The 16,459-nt window shown below is 63.0% G+C and carries 12 protein-coding genes; 7 read left to right on the plus strand and 5 right to left on the minus strand.

What is annotated here, in order from left to right; genetic code table 11:
• Window positions 1-2,533: autotransporter domain-containing protein (locus I8N66_RS29790; protein WP_291161768.1), on the plus strand; the 2,533-nt coding region annotated here is incomplete at its 5' end.
• A gap of 32 nt (window positions 2,534-2,565) precedes the next feature.
• A complete protein-coding gene (locus I8N66_RS29795; protein WP_291161770.1) occupies window positions 2,566-3,072 on the plus strand; it encodes an invasion associated locus B family protein in 507 nt (168 codons plus the stop codon).
• Between the two features lie 41 nt (window positions 3,073-3,113).
• Here I8N66_RS29795 and I8N66_RS29800 read toward each other — a convergent pair whose 3' ends face one another.
• From I8N66_RS29800 to I8N66_RS29820, 5 genes are all read right to left on the minus strand, one after another.
• Window positions 3,114-4,907: a PAS domain S-box protein gene (locus I8N66_RS29800; protein ID WP_291161772.1), complete on the minus strand. Its 1,794-nt coding sequence runs from the start codon at window positions 4,905-4,907 to the stop codon at window positions 3,114-3,116.
• A gap of 158 nt (window positions 4,908-5,065) precedes the next feature.
• Window positions 5,066-6,676 (minus strand): DHA2 family efflux MFS transporter permease subunit, encoded by a 1,611-nt coding sequence (locus I8N66_RS29805; protein WP_291161775.1) that lies wholly within the window; start codon window positions 6,674-6,676, stop codon window positions 5,066-5,068.
• Between the two features lie 48 nt (window positions 6,677-6,724).
• On the minus strand, window positions 6,725-7,927 hold the full coding sequence (locus I8N66_RS29810) for an HlyD family secretion protein (RefSeq protein WP_291161778.1): 1,203 nt from the start codon (window positions 7,925-7,927) through the stop codon (window positions 6,725-6,727).
• A 315-nt stretch (window positions 7,928-8,242) separates the two neighbouring features.
• Window positions 8,243-9,640: an LLM class flavin-dependent oxidoreductase gene (locus tag I8N66_RS29815; RefSeq protein WP_291161781.1), complete on the minus strand. Its 1,398-nt coding sequence runs from the start codon at window positions 9,638-9,640 to the stop codon at window positions 8,243-8,245.
• Window positions 9,641-9,718: 78 nt separating this feature from the next.
• Window positions 9,719-10,936, minus strand: a complete 1,218-nt coding sequence (locus I8N66_RS29820; protein WP_291161784.1) for an SfnB family sulfur acquisition oxidoreductase — start codon at window positions 10,934-10,936, stop codon at window positions 9,719-9,721.
• A gap of 395 nt (window positions 10,937-11,331) precedes the next feature.
• On the opposite strand from I8N66_RS29820, the gene I8N66_RS29825 reads away from it, so the two are divergent.
• The 5 genes from I8N66_RS29825 to I8N66_RS29845 all read left to right on the plus strand — a co-directional run bounded on the left by I8N66_RS29825 (window position 11,332) and on the right by I8N66_RS29845 (window position 16,396).
• Complete coding sequence (locus tag I8N66_RS29825) at window positions 11,332-11,718, plus strand: hypothetical protein (protein ID WP_291161794.1); 387 nt, start codon at window positions 11,332-11,334, stop codon at window positions 11,716-11,718.
• 155 nt (window positions 11,719-11,873) lie between these two features.
• Window positions 11,874-12,776 carry a LysR family transcriptional regulator gene (locus I8N66_RS29830; protein ID WP_291161797.1) on the plus strand — a complete coding sequence of 301 codons (903 nt, stop codon included), beginning with the start codon at window positions 11,874-11,876 and terminating at the stop codon, window positions 12,774-12,776.
• Between the two features lie 235 nt (window positions 12,777-13,011).
• On the plus strand, window positions 13,012-13,956 hold the full coding sequence (locus I8N66_RS29835) for an ABC transporter permease (RefSeq protein WP_113539530.1): 945 nt from the start codon (window positions 13,012-13,014) through the stop codon (window positions 13,954-13,956).
• Entirely contained in the window at window positions 13,953-14,771 is an 819-nt protein-coding gene (locus tag I8N66_RS29840) for an ABC transporter permease (protein ID WP_223729687.1), read from the plus strand. The genes I8N66_RS29835 and I8N66_RS29840 overlap by 4 nt, the downstream gene beginning before the upstream one ends.
• On the plus strand, window positions 14,768-16,396 hold the full coding sequence (locus I8N66_RS29845; protein ID WP_291161790.1) for an ABC transporter ATP-binding protein: 1,629 nt from the start codon (window positions 14,768-14,770) through the stop codon (window positions 16,394-16,396). The genes I8N66_RS29840 and I8N66_RS29845 overlap by 4 nt, the downstream gene beginning before the upstream one ends.
• Window positions 16,397-16,459 lie beyond the last annotated feature (63 nt).

Consider the following 16,459-nt stretch of genomic DNA (forward strand, 5'->3'; position numbering starts at 1 on the left):
AAGTTTGCGCGCCATCGCCACGCGCGCTTTGTTCACTCCTCTGATCTTCAGGTGCGGTCTCGTCAACACCAAGAAGGCCTATTTCGAAAACGGCACGGTGCTCGTCACCGGCGACAATACGCGCTGGGTCAACACCGGTGAACTCACGATCGGCGACAGCTTTACCGTCGAAAAGGGCGCTGTCGTTTCGACCAACACCGCGATCCTGCGTGAGGACGAGAGCACGGACACCATCCAGGCCGTCATCGATGGCGCGGGCAGCGAGCTCAAGGTTGCCGACACGTTGACGATTGGCGACAGTGGCAGGGTCAATCTTTCCATCGCCAACGGCGCCAAGCTTTCGGTTGGCGGCGACATCGTGCTTTCGGGCGTCGGCGGCATCAACAATGAGGGCATGGGCAATCTGACGATCGGCGGAAAGGTCGATCTCAACAACATCGCCGAGCCCATCGCCCAACAGGCGCAGGCGGCAGGCACGGTCAACTCTTCCGCCAAGATCGATTTCGGCCCGCGCAGAGGCTACGTCAATTTCAACCATACGAACACGGGCTACGAGTTCGCCAACACGATGGTCGGCAAGGGCACGATCACGAACTTCTCCGGCGAGACCATCGTCGTCGGCGACCTGTCGAAGTTCTACGGCAAGGTAAACGTCTCCGGCGGCAAGCTGGTCCTGAAAAGCAATCTCGACACGATCGACAACGATCCGGACAACGGCCCGCTGGACTACAGCGAGACCCGCTTCGAAGTGACCGGCGGCACCTTGATCGTCGATGGCGAGACGGGGCGGGTAGAGGGCGATCGCTTCTACACCAACGAGGTGAACGTGTTCGGTGAGATGAACCGCATCCGCGATCCGAACTCGACCTCTTTCGGCAGGCTCGGCGGTTCCGGCACGGTTGGCGACACGTTTATCGACAAGAATGCGATCATTTCGCCGGGCAACAATTCGACCGGCACGCTGACGATCATGGGCCGGCTGGATATGGCCGGCGGTTCGATCTACGAGGCCGACATCGCCGGCGACGGCCGCTCCGACCGGATCGTCGTCAAGAGCATCGGCACCAACGAGAACAGCGGCATCGCCAAGATCGGCAGCGGTACCAATGTCCAGGTAACGGCGCTTGACGCCAACACCAGCTACAAGACCGGCCAGACCTATACCATCCTGACCGCCGACCGGGCGATCGAAGGCAAGTTCGCCGATGCGATCTCGAAGTCTGCCTTCCTCGAAGTCTCGCTCGACCAGAAGGAAAAGCAGGTCGACCTGAAGATCAAGGTCAAGAACGGCGGCACGAAGCCGGGTGAAGAACCCAAGCCGGGCGAGCCGGGTGGAGAGCCAAAGCCCGGCGAGCCCGAACCCGGCGTCTTCGAAGGCGAAGCTTCGACAGGCAATCAGCGGCGGACGGCACTCGCCCTCAACACCCTCGGCCAGAGCGGTCCGTCGCTCGCGCTCTACAATGCCCTCATCCTGCAGGATGGCGATGCTGCACGCCGTGCCTTCGACCTCCTGTCCGGCGAAGTCCATGCCTCGGCGCAGACGGCACTGATCAACGACAGCAGCCTGCTGCGCAATGCCGCCAACAACCGCATTCGCGACGCTTTCGGCGATGTCGGGGCCGCGAGCGTTCCGGTTCTTGCCTACGGCCCGGAGGACAAGATCACCACCGGTGCCGTTGCTGCCGTCAATGCCGTTCCCGCCGCGCCGCCGGCGATGGTCGGCTGGGGTCAGGTGTTCGGCTCCTGGACCAACACGGACGGCAACGGCAATGCTGGTGGCCTCGACCAGTCGACCGGCGGCTTCATCACCGGCTTCGATGCAGCGGTTTCGGATAATGCGCTCGTCGGCATCATGGCCGGCTACAGCCGAACCAACTTTGATGTCGACAACCGTGCTTCCAGCGGCGACAGCGACAACTACCACCTCGGTGTCTACAGTGGCGGTCGTTGGGGCGATGTCGCGCTACGATCCGGCCTCGCCTACACCTGGCACTCGATCAACACGTCGCGCAGCGTCGTCTTCCCCGGCTTCAGCGATCAGCTGAAGGCCGACTATGACGCGGGCACCTTCCAGGCCTTCGGCGAAGTCGGTTATCGCATCGACCTGCCGAGCGTCGCGCTCGAGCCATTTGCGAATCTCGCCTATGTCAGCCTGCACACCGATGGCTTCACCGAGCGCGGTGCTGCGGCGGCACTCTCGAGCAATAGCAACACGACCGACACGACCTTCACCACGCTCGGTCTTCGTGCCTCTGCACCGCTCGCCCTCGGCGCGACGGATGCGAAGGTGCGCGGCATGCTCGGCTGGCAGCACGCCTTCGGCGACACGACGCCGTTCTCGACCATGGCTTTCGGTACGGGTAGCGCCTTCTCGGTTGCCGGCACACCGATCGCCGAAGACGCGGCGATCATCGAGGCTGGCATCGATTTCGCGCTGACCGGCAATGCGAGCCTCGGCATCACCTATACCGGACAGTTCGGCTCCGGCACGACGCAGAACGCGGTCGATGCCAAGCTTGATGTGCGCTTCTGATGCGCCGGCTCGTTTGGCTATCGACAATGCTGATGGCGACATTTGTCGCCATCAGCCCGCTTTACGGAGAGGACGCGGCGGCCGGGAAGGCTGCCGCGCCATCCGAGCGTTCCGAAACCTATGAGGACTGGAGCGTCGCCTGCGCCGAGATCGAGGGCAAGAAGCATTGCATCCTGTCGCAGCGACAGTTCCACAAGAGTGGCCAGCACGTGTTGACACTCGAGCTTCGGCCGGCGGAAAACGCCGGTCTGGCGGGGAGCCTCGCGCTTCCCTTTGGCCTCTATCTCGAAAAGGGCGTCACCCTCGGTGTCGATGATGCGACCGGCGGCAAACCGACGCCTTTCCGCACCTGCCTGCCCATCGGCTGCATCGTGTCGTTGACGTTTACCGAAGGGACAGTCGCATTGCTGCGCAGCGGAACGGCCTTGAAGATCGGCGCTTTTGCGAGCGATACGGAAAAGGACGTGACGTTCTCGGTATCGCTCAAGGGGTTTGCCGCAGCTTTGGACCGCGTGCTTGCGCTCACCGGCAAGGCGTAAGCCGCGACCTTGCGTGATGCTCGATGGCTGCCAATGCGCAGTCAGGGCGCGGTGGGTTCGTCCCACCCGCCTTTCAGGGCTGCGTCGACCGTGCACACCAGGCCTGTGGGGTGATAGTTGATCTCCACCTGGCCATTCAGTTCGGCTGCCAACAGGGTTTGAATCAGCCGCGAACCGAATCCCTTGCGCGATGGTTGCTTTACCAACGGACCGCCGGATTCCTGCCAACGCAGCGACAGCCGGGTGGTCGTTCCGGCCTGCAGCGACCACGTGACTGAGACCTGCCCATCGCCGGTCGAAAGGGCGCCGTACTTCGCGGCGTTCGTGGCGAGCTCGTGCAGCGCCAGGGACAGCGACACGACCATCCGCGGCGGTACCTGAATCTGCGGGCCGGAGACGACAAAACGCTCCTGCGAGTAGGGGGAGATCGCCTGGTTGATGATCGCCTGCAGCTCCGCCCGTTCCCAGTTTCCGTGGGTTAGAAGGTCGTGGGCTCGTGCCATCGAAACCAGTCGCGCTTCGAAGGCCTGCACCTCTCCGGCGTCGGTCGCATCGCTGCGACCGAGCGTCTGTCGGGCAATGGCCAGCACGGTCGCAAACACGTTCTTGACGCGGTGGTTCAGTTCGCCGACCAGGACGGTCTGAAGGCGCTCTGCCTCCTTCCGCACGGTTATGTCGTGGGCCAGTTTCGAGGCGCCGACGATGCTGCCATAGGCGTCGTAGATCGGCGAAACGCTGAGCAGGACATCGACGCTCCGACCGTCCTTGTGGAGGCGTTTGGTCTCGTATGGTTCGACCTTGAGGCCAGCGTTGACCTGCCTGAGGATGGCGGGTTCTTCGTCGATGCGATCCTCGGGAACGAGCGTCATGACGGAGCGGCCGACCATTTCCTCGGCCGAATAGCCGTAGAGCCTTTCGGCCCCGGCATTCCACGTCGTAATCTTCATCCTGAGATCGATGCCGAGAATGGCGTCGTTGGAGGACGCGATGATCGCCGCCAGGCGACGCTCGACCTCCTGGGCCCGCTTGCGCTCGGTAATGTCGACGATGACGGCTGCCGCCTCGCGAAAATTGCCACGCTCGTCGCGAAGCGCCGAGACCGAACTCGTCACCCAGACGAGACTGCCGTCCTTGCGCAAGTAGCGCTTCTCGATTTCGTAGCTTTGGCCGGTGCTCGCCATCGTCTTGAACCGGCGGGCGCTTTCGGCGACGTCTTCGGGAAAGGTAATGTCGTGCATCCGCATCGTCAGCAGTTCGGCTTCGCTATAGCCGACGATTTCGCAGAAGCGATTGTTGACCAGCAGGAAGCGGCCGGTCAGGTCCATCTGGCCGATGCCGGCGGCCGACTGCGAGAAGATGGCGCGCAGCCGCTCCTCGTTGGCCTGCAGCGCGCCTTCGAACCTCACGCGCTCCGTCGTTTCGTTGACGATGCAGAAAACGCCCCGGACCTTCTGTTCCTCGTCGCGAACGGGCGAATAGGAAATATCGAAATAGGCAGTTTCGGGATAGCCATGACGTTCGATGTAGAAGGGGCGATCTTTCGCGACCACCGTTTCGCCGCGCTCCAGCACGCGCCGCAACAAAGGTTCGAGGTCGCTCCAGAGTTCGCCCCAGTTTTCGCGGGCCGGCCGCCCCAGCGCCCGCGGGTGCTTGTCTCCGATGGTGGGCGCGTAGGCGTCGTTATAGAGAGCGACGAACTCCTCGCCCCAGAACATCACGATCTGCGCTTGCGCCGGCAACATGATGTCGACCGCGGCCGCCAGGCATGGCGGCCAGTCCTCGATCGGGCCGAGCGGGCTATCGACCCAGCGGTAAAAGTGGATCAATCGATCCATCTCTCCCGTTGCTATGGAAGGGGCGCTGCTGTGCAGGGTCAGGTTCCTCGCTTGAATGGCCCGTGCACTTCAACCCTTTGAGAAACCTGGGTCAATACGCAAAGTGAAATGCCTGCAGGCGCAGCTGGCGCTATGCATCTATAGCGCGCACCGGCTTCTCAATGGGCGCCCCCTGCACCGGCGCCGCCAAGCTGGATCTTCCGGGTAAAGAGCAGGGCGATTGCGGCGAGTGCCAACACGGTGCCGATGACCGCGAAGGTATCGCTGAACCCCAGTATCAGGGCCTGACGGTGGACCGTCGCGCCGATCGCTGCGATCGCCTTGTGTTGCGCGACGGCGGCATCGGAGACGCCATGGGCCATGAAATGCTGCGTCAGATCGCCTATCCTGTCGCGCACCTCGTCGCGGTAGAGCGTCACGTTCTGGCCGATGATGTTGGAGTGAAACTGTTCCCGCTTGGTCAGCACCGTCGCGAGCATCGCCGTGCCGACCGCGCCGCCGAGGTTGCGCAGCATGTTCGACAGGCCGGAGGCCGCGGCTGCATCGCTCGGCGCGATGCCGGCGGTCGTGATCACCGTGATCGGCGTCAGCACCAGCGCCTGGCCGATAGCGCGCACGATGTTGGGCAGGAAGAGCTGATCGCCGGCGCTGTCGAGTGACAGGGTGGTGTTCATGAAACAGCTGGCCGCAAAGATGCTGATGCCGACGAAGCCGATGTGGCGGGCGTCGAAGCGCTTCATCAGCGCCGGCACGAGCGGAATGATGAGGAGCTGCGGCAAGCCGGTCCAGGCCAACACGAAACCGATCTGTTCGGCATTGTAACGCTGAACCTGACCCAGATACTGCGGCAGGATGTAGACGGTGCCGAACAGCGCCACGCCGACCAGAACGTTGACGAGAACGCCGACGCCGAAGTTGCGCTGTTTCAGCAGGCGCAGCTGGACCAGTGGCCTTTCGACCTTGAGCTCGATGACGACGAAGGCGGCCAGAAACACGGCTGCGATCAGGGCGAGCTTGACAATGAACGGCGACTGGAACCAGTCATCCTTGTTGCCTTCCTCGAGCACGGTCTGCAGCGCCGCAAGCCCGATCGCCATGGTGACGATACCGGCCCAGTCGCCGTGCCGCAGCAGCGGCAGGTTCATGGGCTTCTTTTCGAGCGTGAGGTAGAGCGCAACCACCATGATGATGCTCGGCGGCGTGTTGACGAAGAAGATCGACTGCCAGCCGTAGTTCTCGGTGAGATAGCCGCCGATGGTGGGGCCGATCGCCGGTGCAAACGTGACGGACAGCGCAAACAGCGCCAGGCCGAATGGCTGCTGCGCCTTCGGTAGCCGGGTCAGGACCATGGTGAAGGCCATGGGGATGAGCACGCCGCCGGCAAAGCCCTGCAGACCGCGCAGCACGATCATCGAGCCGAGGTCATGGGCGAAGGCGCAGGCCGCGGAAAAGATGGGGAACAGGACGGCATTCGCCAGGATGTAGCGTCGGAACGAAAACACGCGGCTCAGATAGTCGGTAAGCGGGATCACCACGATCTCGCCGATGAGATAGGAGGTCGATATCCAGGCGCCGTTGTCGACACCGGTGCCGATGCCGCCCTCGATATTCAGCAACGAGGCGTTGGTGATCTGGATGTTCAGGATCGCCATGAACGCGCCGATCAATCCGGCGAGCACTGCGATCCAGGCCGTCGTACCTGCTTTTTCGGACCGGACATCAGCAACCGGTAGCATGCCGGAAGACGCCGTGTGTGCAATGGTGGACATCATACCCTCCTGCCATGCCTGGCCGGTGCGATGGGCGTCTCGCCGCCCTCAATAGGTGCCTGGCGTTGTCGATGCGACCTCGGCGGCGGTCTGCTTGATATCGATCGTCGGATAGACCGACATGCCCGGGCGCAAGGTCACCGATCGCGCGCCGCCGTGGTCAAGAACGATCTTGACCGGGATGCGCTGCACCACCTTCGTGAAGTTGCCCGTCGCATTGTCGGGCGGCAGCAGTGCAAATTCCTGCCCGCTCGCCGGCGAGATGCTATCGACGTGACCCTCGAAGACCTGTCCGGGGAAAGTGTCCACTTCGATAGTCACCGCCTGGCCGGGATGGACGTAGGTGAGTTGGGTTTCCTTGTAGTTGGCGACGATGTAGGCCGCCTCCGTGGGAACGACCGCCATCAGTTGGGCGCCGGCCTGCACATATTGGCCCACCCGCAGGGTGCGATTGCCGATCACGCCGTCGATGGGGGCGGAAAGGGCGGTGTAGGATAGGTTCAGGCGGGCCTGGCTCTGCGCCGCCTTGGCGCTGTCGAGTGCGGCCTTCGCCTGCGCGACCTCGGCCTTGATCACGTCGAGTTGCTTGGTCTCATTGGCAAGTGCCGCCGTGTCACGCGTGACCGCGGCACGGGCGGCCGTAATGCGCGAGGCCGCCTGCTGGGCATTCTGGATGGTGCCGAAGCCCTGTCTGGCAAGCTCGGAGTAGCGCTTGTCGTCCTGCTCGGCAAAGGTCTGGTCGGCCTTGTCGGCCTCGACGGTCGCCTTTGCGGCGTCGATAGCGGATTGCTGAGCCACCAGGGCCGACCGCTTGTTGGCGATGCTGGCTTCTGCTGCTTCCACCTCGGCCATGGCCCGCACGAGGCTCACCTTGAAGTCGCGATCGTCGATGCGGGCGAGGATCTGCCCTGCCTTTACCCGTTCGTTGTCGGCCACGAGGACTTCGGCGATGTGGCCGGAGACCTTGGGCGCAATCGTCGTGCTGTCAGCCTTCACATAGGCGTCGTCGGTCGACACCTGGAAGCGGCCTGTCGTCCAGTACCCCCACCCGAAATCGGCGGTAGCGGCCAGGGCGGCGACGGCCACGGAGGCGAAGAGCAGCCCACGCAACCGCCGCTTCCCGGGCATGTTTTCGGCTGGCGCTACCGCAAGCGGGATCGCCGGCAGCTGCTCCGGCAGCCGGATGGCCGGCACTGCCTCCGCGGTCGGCGAGGGGCTTTCGATGATGGCGACTGGCGTGTGCTGGTTCATGGCAGGTTCCTTTCGCCGGTGTGGCAGGCGCTCCAAAACGCCGTTCGCAAAATTAGGAAAACTATTGCTTTCTAAAATGCGCGCAAGGAACCTGCTTGTCAATAAAATTTGGAAAGCAGCGGTATTCCTTAATTCGAAAACTCCGGTGCGGCGTCTGTGAGAGCGCGTGCGGCCTGACCTGACCCAAGCGGAATCGGGGTGCGACAGCCAAGCAAGGTCGGCAAAGCTACCGGCTTTGCCGACCTCTTTAACCCTAGCGAGCAACTTGGCGTCTCAAATCTCCGCCTCCGGCGGAGATCATGTCTGCGAGTTGCCCTACGCCGATGTCGCGATTGCCGCCCTCGTTTCGGCAAGGTCCCGGTAACCCGCACCCGGATGCGGCGCCGCGAGCCTTGGCCCGGCGCCGAAGAGCTTTTCGCGGAGCGTGCCTTCGCGGTAACCGGTCTTGTAGACGCCGCGCTTCTGCAGCTCCGGCACCAGCAGATCGACGGCGTCTTCGAAGGTCTCGGGCGTTACCGCATAGGCGAGGTTGAAACCATCGACATCGGTGTCCTCGACCCATTCCTGCAAGAGGTCGGCAACCGTCGAAGGTGAGCCGACAAAGACCGGTCCGAAGCCGCCGATGCCCACCCACTCGGCCATCTCGCGCACGGTCCAGACCCGGTCCGGATCGATGGTCGTAAATGTTTCGACAGCCGATTGCACCGCGTTGGTGTAACGGTGGCGCAGAGGCTCGTCCGGAGCGAACTGGCCAAAGTCGATGCCCGTCCAGCCGGAGATCAATGCCAGCGCGCCCTCGTAGGAGACGTGGCTGCGGTACTCGTCGAACTTCTTCTTCGCCTCGGCATCGGTTTCCCCGAGGATCACCGTCTGCAGATTGAAGGCCAGGATTTCGCGCGGGTTGCGGCCGGCGCGTAGGGCCGCGTCCCGGACGTTGGCGACGTAGCGCTTGAGCACCGCCTTCGAGGGCGCGGCGACGAAGATGCATTCGGCATGTGCCCCGGCGAAGTCCTTGCCCCGGCTTGAGGAGCCCGCCTGGTAGAGCACCGGCGTGCGTTGCGGCGATGGTTCGCTCAGGTGGATGCCGGGAACGGTGAAATGGCGGCCGCGGTGATTGATCGGGTGCACCCTGTCGGGATGGGTGAAGATGCCGGTTGCCCGGTCGCGCACGACAGCACTGTCTTCCCAGCTCCCTTCCCAGAGCTTGTAGCAAACCTCCAGATATTCCTCGGCCAGATCATACCGGTCGTCATGGCGCGCCTGCCGCGCCTGGCCGACATTGAGGGCGCCGCTGTTCAGGTAGGAGGTGACGATGTTCCAGCCGATCCGCCCCTTGGTCAGATGGTCGAGTGTCGAGATGCGGCGGGCGAAGGTGTAGGGATGCTCGAAGGAAAGCGAAGCCGTCAGGCCGAAGCCGAGATGCGCGGTTTCGTAGGCCATCGTCGGCACGAGCTGCAATGGATCGTTGACCGGGACCTGGGCCGAATGGCGAAGAGCCGCGTCTGCGTTGCCGTTCAGCACGTCGTAGACCCCAAGCACGTCGGCGATGAACAGCCCATCGAACTTGCCGCGCTCGAGCGTCTTTGCCAGATGCACCCAGTAATCGAGATCCTTGTAGCGCCAGGACTGATCGCGAGGGTGCGTCCAGAGCCCCGGCGACTGATGGCCGACGCAGTTCATGTCAAAGGCATTCAGCCGAATTTCGCGACTCATGGAGCTCTCCTGCGGACAAGGTTGGGCATCGCCCGAAACGCAGATGCGCTTCGGGCCGATCATGCGCGGTCGATGGGATCAAAGCGCGCCGTTCTTCGGCGGCTTGACGCCGTTCAGGTGGTAGTTGCCGACGACGTGATGTTTCCAGCGCACCGGGTCGTGCAGCGTGTGGGTGCGGGCGTTGCGCCAATGCCGGTCGAGATTGAGGCCGATCTTCGTCGATGCGGTTCCTGAGAGTTCGAACAGTGTGTTGCTCGCTTCCAGCGCGATCTCTGTCGTCAGAACCTTCGCCGCGGCCACGGCAAGCGTTGCCTCGACGACGCTTTCCTCGGTGCCGTTGATCTGGGCGACGTCGACCTTCTTGCCGGCGCGCTCGACCGTTGCCGTTGCCGCCTCGAGGCGGATGGCAAGCTGGCCGATGCGGGCAATCGTCAGGGGATCGTCGGCAGCACGCTCGACGCCACTGTCCATCCAGGGGCGCGCATGATTGCGTACGAAATCGAGCGTTTCGGCGAAGGCTGCCCTGGCGATACCGAGGTCGATGCCGGCATGGATGATCTGGCCGACGGAGCCGATCGTCGTCGGGCGCTCGAAGCCGCGATGGTGGCGCACAACGGCATCGGCGGCGACATAGACGTTTTGCAGCACGGTCGTGCCGCTGCCGGTGGTGCGTTGGCCGAAGCCGTCCCAGTCATCGATGATCTGCAATCCTTCGACGCCACGCGGCAAGAAGGACATGGTCAGCTTCTCGTTCGGATCGAGGGCGAAGACCACGATCCATTCGGCAAACAGCACGCCGGTCGAATAATACTTGCGGCCGTTCAGGCGAAAGCCGGGCCCATCGGGCGTCAGCCGCGTCGCATAGTCGCCGACGGTCTTCGTGCCGCGCTCGGAAAGGGCGTTGCCGAAACGGTCGCCGGCCAGCACACGGCCAAAGAAGAAGGCCTTCTGTTCTTCGGTGCCGTCGGTGCGCAACGCCTCCAGAATGTAGAAATGGTTCTGCGGGATCTGCCCGATCGAGGAATCAGCTTCCGAGAGGATGGCGGTGATTTCCGCCAGCACCGCATTGGAGACGTCTATGCCGTCATATTCCGGCGGCACGGTGATCGCGAGCAGGCCGGATTGCGCCAGCGCATCGAGCTCGTCGAAGGGCAGGATACGATCGGTATCCCGTTCGTTGGCGTGCTTTGCGAACTCGGCCGCCAGTTCGCGGGCGATCGACAGCGCTTCTTCCTCGCTTTCGATCCGGTGCGCCGGGGCTCGTGTTTTCTCGGATAGCCGCGAGATCGTTCCCATGTGACTGCTCCCTGTCGATTGAGGTGCATATCAGTGAAATATCTGGCCAGATCACGTAAGATAGTATATTCTATAGAAATTATCGATTTGAGTATTTCGTTCCTGCCGCGATGTCGACCCGGTGTTTACCTTCGGGGCTGGATCGGTAATATCGAGTCGGGGGGAGACCGTGGAACAACACCTTGGTCGAGGCACGCGACGGGTATGCGCGCCAATTTCCCGCCAAAATTGACTGCGGCTCAGGGAACTATTACCCGATTTGCGCATTGCGTCTTCGCCTGCAGTTTAACCAGTCGCGTGGCCTCAGAGTATCGGCCACCCGGCATGAACACAAATACATGCTGACAGAATTGGCCATTCGCGTTTCCCGGCCTTTACCACTGAAGGAGACACAAATGACGAATTTCCTGCCTGCTCTACATGAAGGGCACGCCTCCATCACGCTGCAGAACCTGTTTCGCGATGCTCTGGAGGCCTATGACGACTGGGGCGCAAGCATGCCCGAGCCGCTCGTTGCGTTCGAAGGCAAGCTGCTTCCGATCAGCGATGTCTTCGAATGGATGAAACCTTGCACCGACATCATGCCGGCAAACCTTATCGGCATCGTCACGGATCGGCTGAACAAGCCCTGGAGCGGTGACGGTCCGCTCGATGAAATGACCGTGTCGACTGCGGCACGGGTCATGGCTGTCTTGACCAGGCGCCAGTTGCGCGACTTCGGTCGCGGCTCGATCGAGGTTTTCGCCGAGCGTTTCAACCATCCAGTGCGCGTCAACGTCTGATCACTGATCCACGGGGAGCGCGTTCGCGCGCTCCTCACCCATGGCGAACCGTTCTGCGATCGATTTCGCCGCGCTTGTTTTCACACCTCTTCCGTGCTGGATCGGCTTCCCGTAAATACGGGAGCTAGCGGATGTTCGAACGAACCGGGGGCGGCGTGAATTTTCGACAATTGGAAGTGCTGCGCACGCTTCTGGCGACCGGGTCGACGATTGCCGCCGCCAAGACCATGGGGCTCAGCCAGTCCGGTGTCAGCCGGCTACTGCAACAGCTTGAGGAAGACCTCTCGCTGACGCTTTTTGCGCGCGACAAGGGCCGGTTGATCCCGACGCCTGAGGCGATGAAACTCGCCGAGGATGCCGAGCACATTCTGCTCGGGGTCGACCGTTTCACCAACCTGGCGCAGGACCTGCGCAGTGGCGCCGTGGGCCCCGAGGTCGTGCGCATCGGCCTGCCGAACAGCATGTCCGAAACCTTCGCGCCGGCGATGCTGGCCGACTATGCCAAGGATTTTCCGGGCGTGCGCATCGAGACATTCTTCGACACGACGGTCGCGATCGCCCGCCTCGTCGAGCAACGCGTCATCGACTTCGGTTTCCTGCGCTATGAGGGGCAATTGAGCGCCGGCATCGAAATGCAGCCGGTCGCCACGGGCGTCAGCGTTTGTGTGATGGAGAAGGGGCATGCGCTCGCAGCGCTCGACACGGTCACGCCCAAGGAACTGCGTGGCGTCCCTCTGATCCTGATCGGCCGCCGCCGGCCGACGCGCGTCATGCTCGACGAGATCTTCCGCAAGGCCGGCGTGCCGCAGAAGGTCAAGATCGAGACCCACAGCAACAGTTCCGCCTGCGCCTACGCTGCCTATGGTCTTGGGGTCGCCATTATCAGCAGCTTCTTTGCCAATCTGCACCGCCACCTGCCGATCGAGATTCGGCCATTCTCGCCGCACCTGACCCAGGATTTTGGTGTTGCGACTGCGGCCGGCGTTCCCTTGTCGCTTGCCGCCCAGGCGATGATCGACCGTCTGAAGCGCCAGGTCGCTGCCGTTCACGAGCTGTGAGCGGCTGGGCGGATCTGCGCGCCTGAGGCGTGTAACCCTTTGCTTTAGTTATTTTATATTGCGCATCGAACGCCCCTTTGATGCTCGTCCGGCGTGTCATGTCGTTGTCATAGACGTATGACGTTTACTCATAATATTGCGCCATTTTTTTCATTCGGTCATAGTTTCGATAACAAAAGCCGGCGGGCTGGAGAATCGCGGTAACGCGTGTGGCCAGCCTCAGTACGGGGAACCCATGATCAAGTTCATTCTCAATCGCCTCGTGATGGCGATACCGACGATCATTATCGTCTCGGTTGCCGTCTTCACGCTTATCCGCCTCATTCCCGGTGATCCGGCAGCACTGATGCTCGGCGATATGGCCGAACCGCAGCAGATTGCCGCATTGCGCACGGAGCTCGGTCTCGACCGCAGCATCCCGGAGCAATTCGTCATCTGGGCCGGTAACATCCTCTCCGGGGATTTCGGCACCTCGATCGTCACCGGCGAGCCGGTGCTGCATCTGGTCGTCAGCCGTTTCTTCGTCAGCGCCGAGATCGTCGTCATCGCCGTGTTCCTGGCGAGCCTCATCGCGGTGCCGGCCGGCGTCATTGCCGCCTGGCGGCAGAATAGCCTGACGGATCTCGCGCTTGTCGGTACGGCCACCGTGCTTTTGTCGATCCCGACATTCTGGCTCGGTCTCCTCCTGTTGCTCGCCTTCGGCCTGAAGCTTGGCTGGCTGCCGGTGCTGGGCTACGTGCCGATCTCGGAGAACTGGAAGGCCGGCCTTCTCTATCTGGTGCTGCCGGTGATGACGCTCGTCATCCACGAGATGGGCGTGATCATCCGCATGGCGCGTGCCTCAACGCTCGAAGTGCTGCGGCTCGACTACATCACCCATGCCCGTGCCAAAGGTCTTTCGGAGAGTGCTGTTCTCTGGCGCCACGCCTTCAAGAATGCCTTCGGCCCGACCTGGACGATGATCGGCCTGATCCTCGGCAATCTGCTCGGTGGCATCGCCGTCATCGAGACGGTCTTCACCATCCCCGGGCTCGGCCGACTGATGGTCGACGGCATTTTCCAGCGCGACTATCCGGTCATCCAGGGCTGTCTGCTGCTCGTCGCCTTCTCCTATGTCGTCGTCAACCTCGTGGTCGACCTTCTCTATCCTCTCTTCGATCCGCGGGTGGTGGCAGAATGAGAAAGTTCACTTTCAACGGCGTCATCGGTGGCGGCCTGATCGGCTTGCTCGTCTTCGTCGCAGCTGTCGGCCTGTTCTGGACGCCCTATGATCCGATGGCCCTCGGCTTCACGTCGCGCCTTGCAGCACCCGGTGCGGCGCACTGGCTCGGAACCGACGAGTTCGGCCGCGATGTCGCGAGCCGGCTCATGGTCGGCGCGCGCGCCAGCGTCTGGATCGGCTTCCTGACCGTCACCTTCGCGGTCGTCTTCGGTACGTTCATCGGCATCGTCAGCGGCTATGCGCGTGGCTGGGTCGATGGCGTGATCATGGCGATCAACAACGCCCTTTTGGCGTTCCCCGGCATCCTGCTTGCGCTCGGTCTGCTCGCCGTCTTCGGCGCCAACCAGTATGGCATCATCTTCGCGCTCGGCATCGCCTACACGCCGTCGATGGCGCGCGTGGTGCGCGGCGCCGTGTTGTCGCTGCGGGAGCGCGAGTTCATCGAGGCGTCGCGGGTCATGGGCAATGGCGAGATCTATACGATGCTGCGCCACATCCTGCCGAACTGCGTGGCGCCGATCACGGTGCTTGCGACCTCGATGTTCGGCTGGGCGATCCTCTCGGAAAGTGCGCTTTCCTTCCTCGGGCTCGGGGTGCCGCCACCGGCGCCCACCTGGGGCAACATGCTCGCTGCCGGCCGCCCGTTCATCGAACAGGCCGTCTGGCTTGGCTTCTTCCCCGGTCTCTGCATCGCTCTCACCCTGCTCGGCATCAACCTCCTCGGTGATGCTCTGCGCGACAAGCTCGACCCCCGCATGCGAGGCCTGAAATGACCGGCAAGACCCTCTTAAGCGTTGAAGGCCTCTCGCTGGCCGTCACCCATACCGGCAACCAGGTGGTCAAGAGCGTCAGCTTCGACGTTGCTCCCGGCGAGATCGTCGGCATCGTCGGCGAAAGCGGCTCCGGCAAGACGCTCGCGACACGGGCGATCATCGGCCTCATCCCGCCGGCGGTGCGCCATGTCGGCGGAAAGGTCCTCTATCGGGGCAACGACGTGTTCGGCATGAAGGACCGGGATCTCCGCGAGCTTCGCGGCGGCGAGATCGGCGTCGTCTTCCAGGAGCCGATGACCTCGCTCAATCCCTCGATGACCATCGGCAGGCAGCTCGAAGAAGGGTTGATCCTGCACACCAAGATGTCGGTCGAGGAACGCCGCACAGCGATCCTCTCGATGCTTGGTCGCGTCGGCATCCGCGAGCCGGAGCGGGCGTTGACCGCCTATCCGCACGAGTTCTCCGGCGGCATGCGCCAGCGCATCATGCTGGCCTCGGTCATGCTCTTGAAGCCGGCTTTGCTGATCGCCGACGAGCCGACCACCGCGCTCGATGCGGTCGTCCAGCGCGACGTCATGGAGCTTATGGTCGAATTGACCCAGGCCGAGGGCACGGCGGTGCTTTTGATCAGCCATGACCTGCCGATGGTCGCCCGCTACACACACCGCTTCGTGGTGATGGAAAAGGGCGTCGTCGTCGAGCAGGGGCTGACGGAAGAGATCCTGCAGGCACCACAGCATCCCTATACCCGCAAGCTGCTTTCGTCGCTGCCGTACCGCGGCGCGGCGCGTGAGCTCGACATGGCCCGCACGCCGATGGTTTCGGCGCGAAACATCGTGGTCGAATATCCCGGCCGCAAGGGGCTGTTTCGCAAGCACGAGCCGAAGCGTGCGCTGCACGGCGTCAGCGTCGATATCCATGTCGGTGAGGTCGTGGCGCTTGTCGGCGGCTCCGGCTCCGGCAAGACGACGCTCGGCCGCACGATCGCCGGCCTCGTCCAGCAGGCGGAAGGCGAGATCCTGTTCCAGGGACGCGAGCGCAGCGCCGATTGGCGCGACTATCGGCTCAACTGCCAGATGGTCTTCCAGGATCCCTATTCCTCGCTCGATCCACGCATGACCATTCAGGCGCTGGTCGAAGAGGCGCTGCGGCTGGTGCCGGATCTCGACACGCCGGCCAAGCGTCGCCGTGCACTCGAAACGCTTGAGGAAGTCGGACTCAGCGCCGATTTCGCCAATCGTTATCCCCATGAACTCTCGGGGGGCCAGCGCCAGCGTGTGGCGATCGCCCGTGCGATTGCGCGGCGGCCAAAATTCCTGATCGCCGACGAGCCGGTTTCCGCGCTCGATGTTACGGTCCGGGCCCAGGTGCTGGAACTCTTCTCGAACCTGCAGAAGCGCTACGGCTTCTCGTGCCTGTTCATCAGCCACGACCTCGGCGTCGTCGAGCAGGTGGCCGACCGGGTCATCGTCATGCAGGACGGGCGCATCATCGAGGAGGGCGACCGCGACCGGATCTTCGACGCGCCCAAGGAGCCCTATACCCGCAAGCTTCTGTCTGCGATCCCGGCGCTCGATCTCAACGAGACCGGCGGTGTCACCCTCAAATGGCGTCTGGAGGCCTGAGATGAGCAACGAACTCAAGTCTGGCGCGCTTGCGGCCGAGCTCAACGCCATCGCCGCTGCCGA

Origin of the sequence: Ensifer sp. SSB1 (assembly GCF_016652895.1) — a bacterium.
GTDB lineage: Bacteria > Pseudomonadota > Alphaproteobacteria > Rhizobiales > Rhizobiaceae > Ensifer.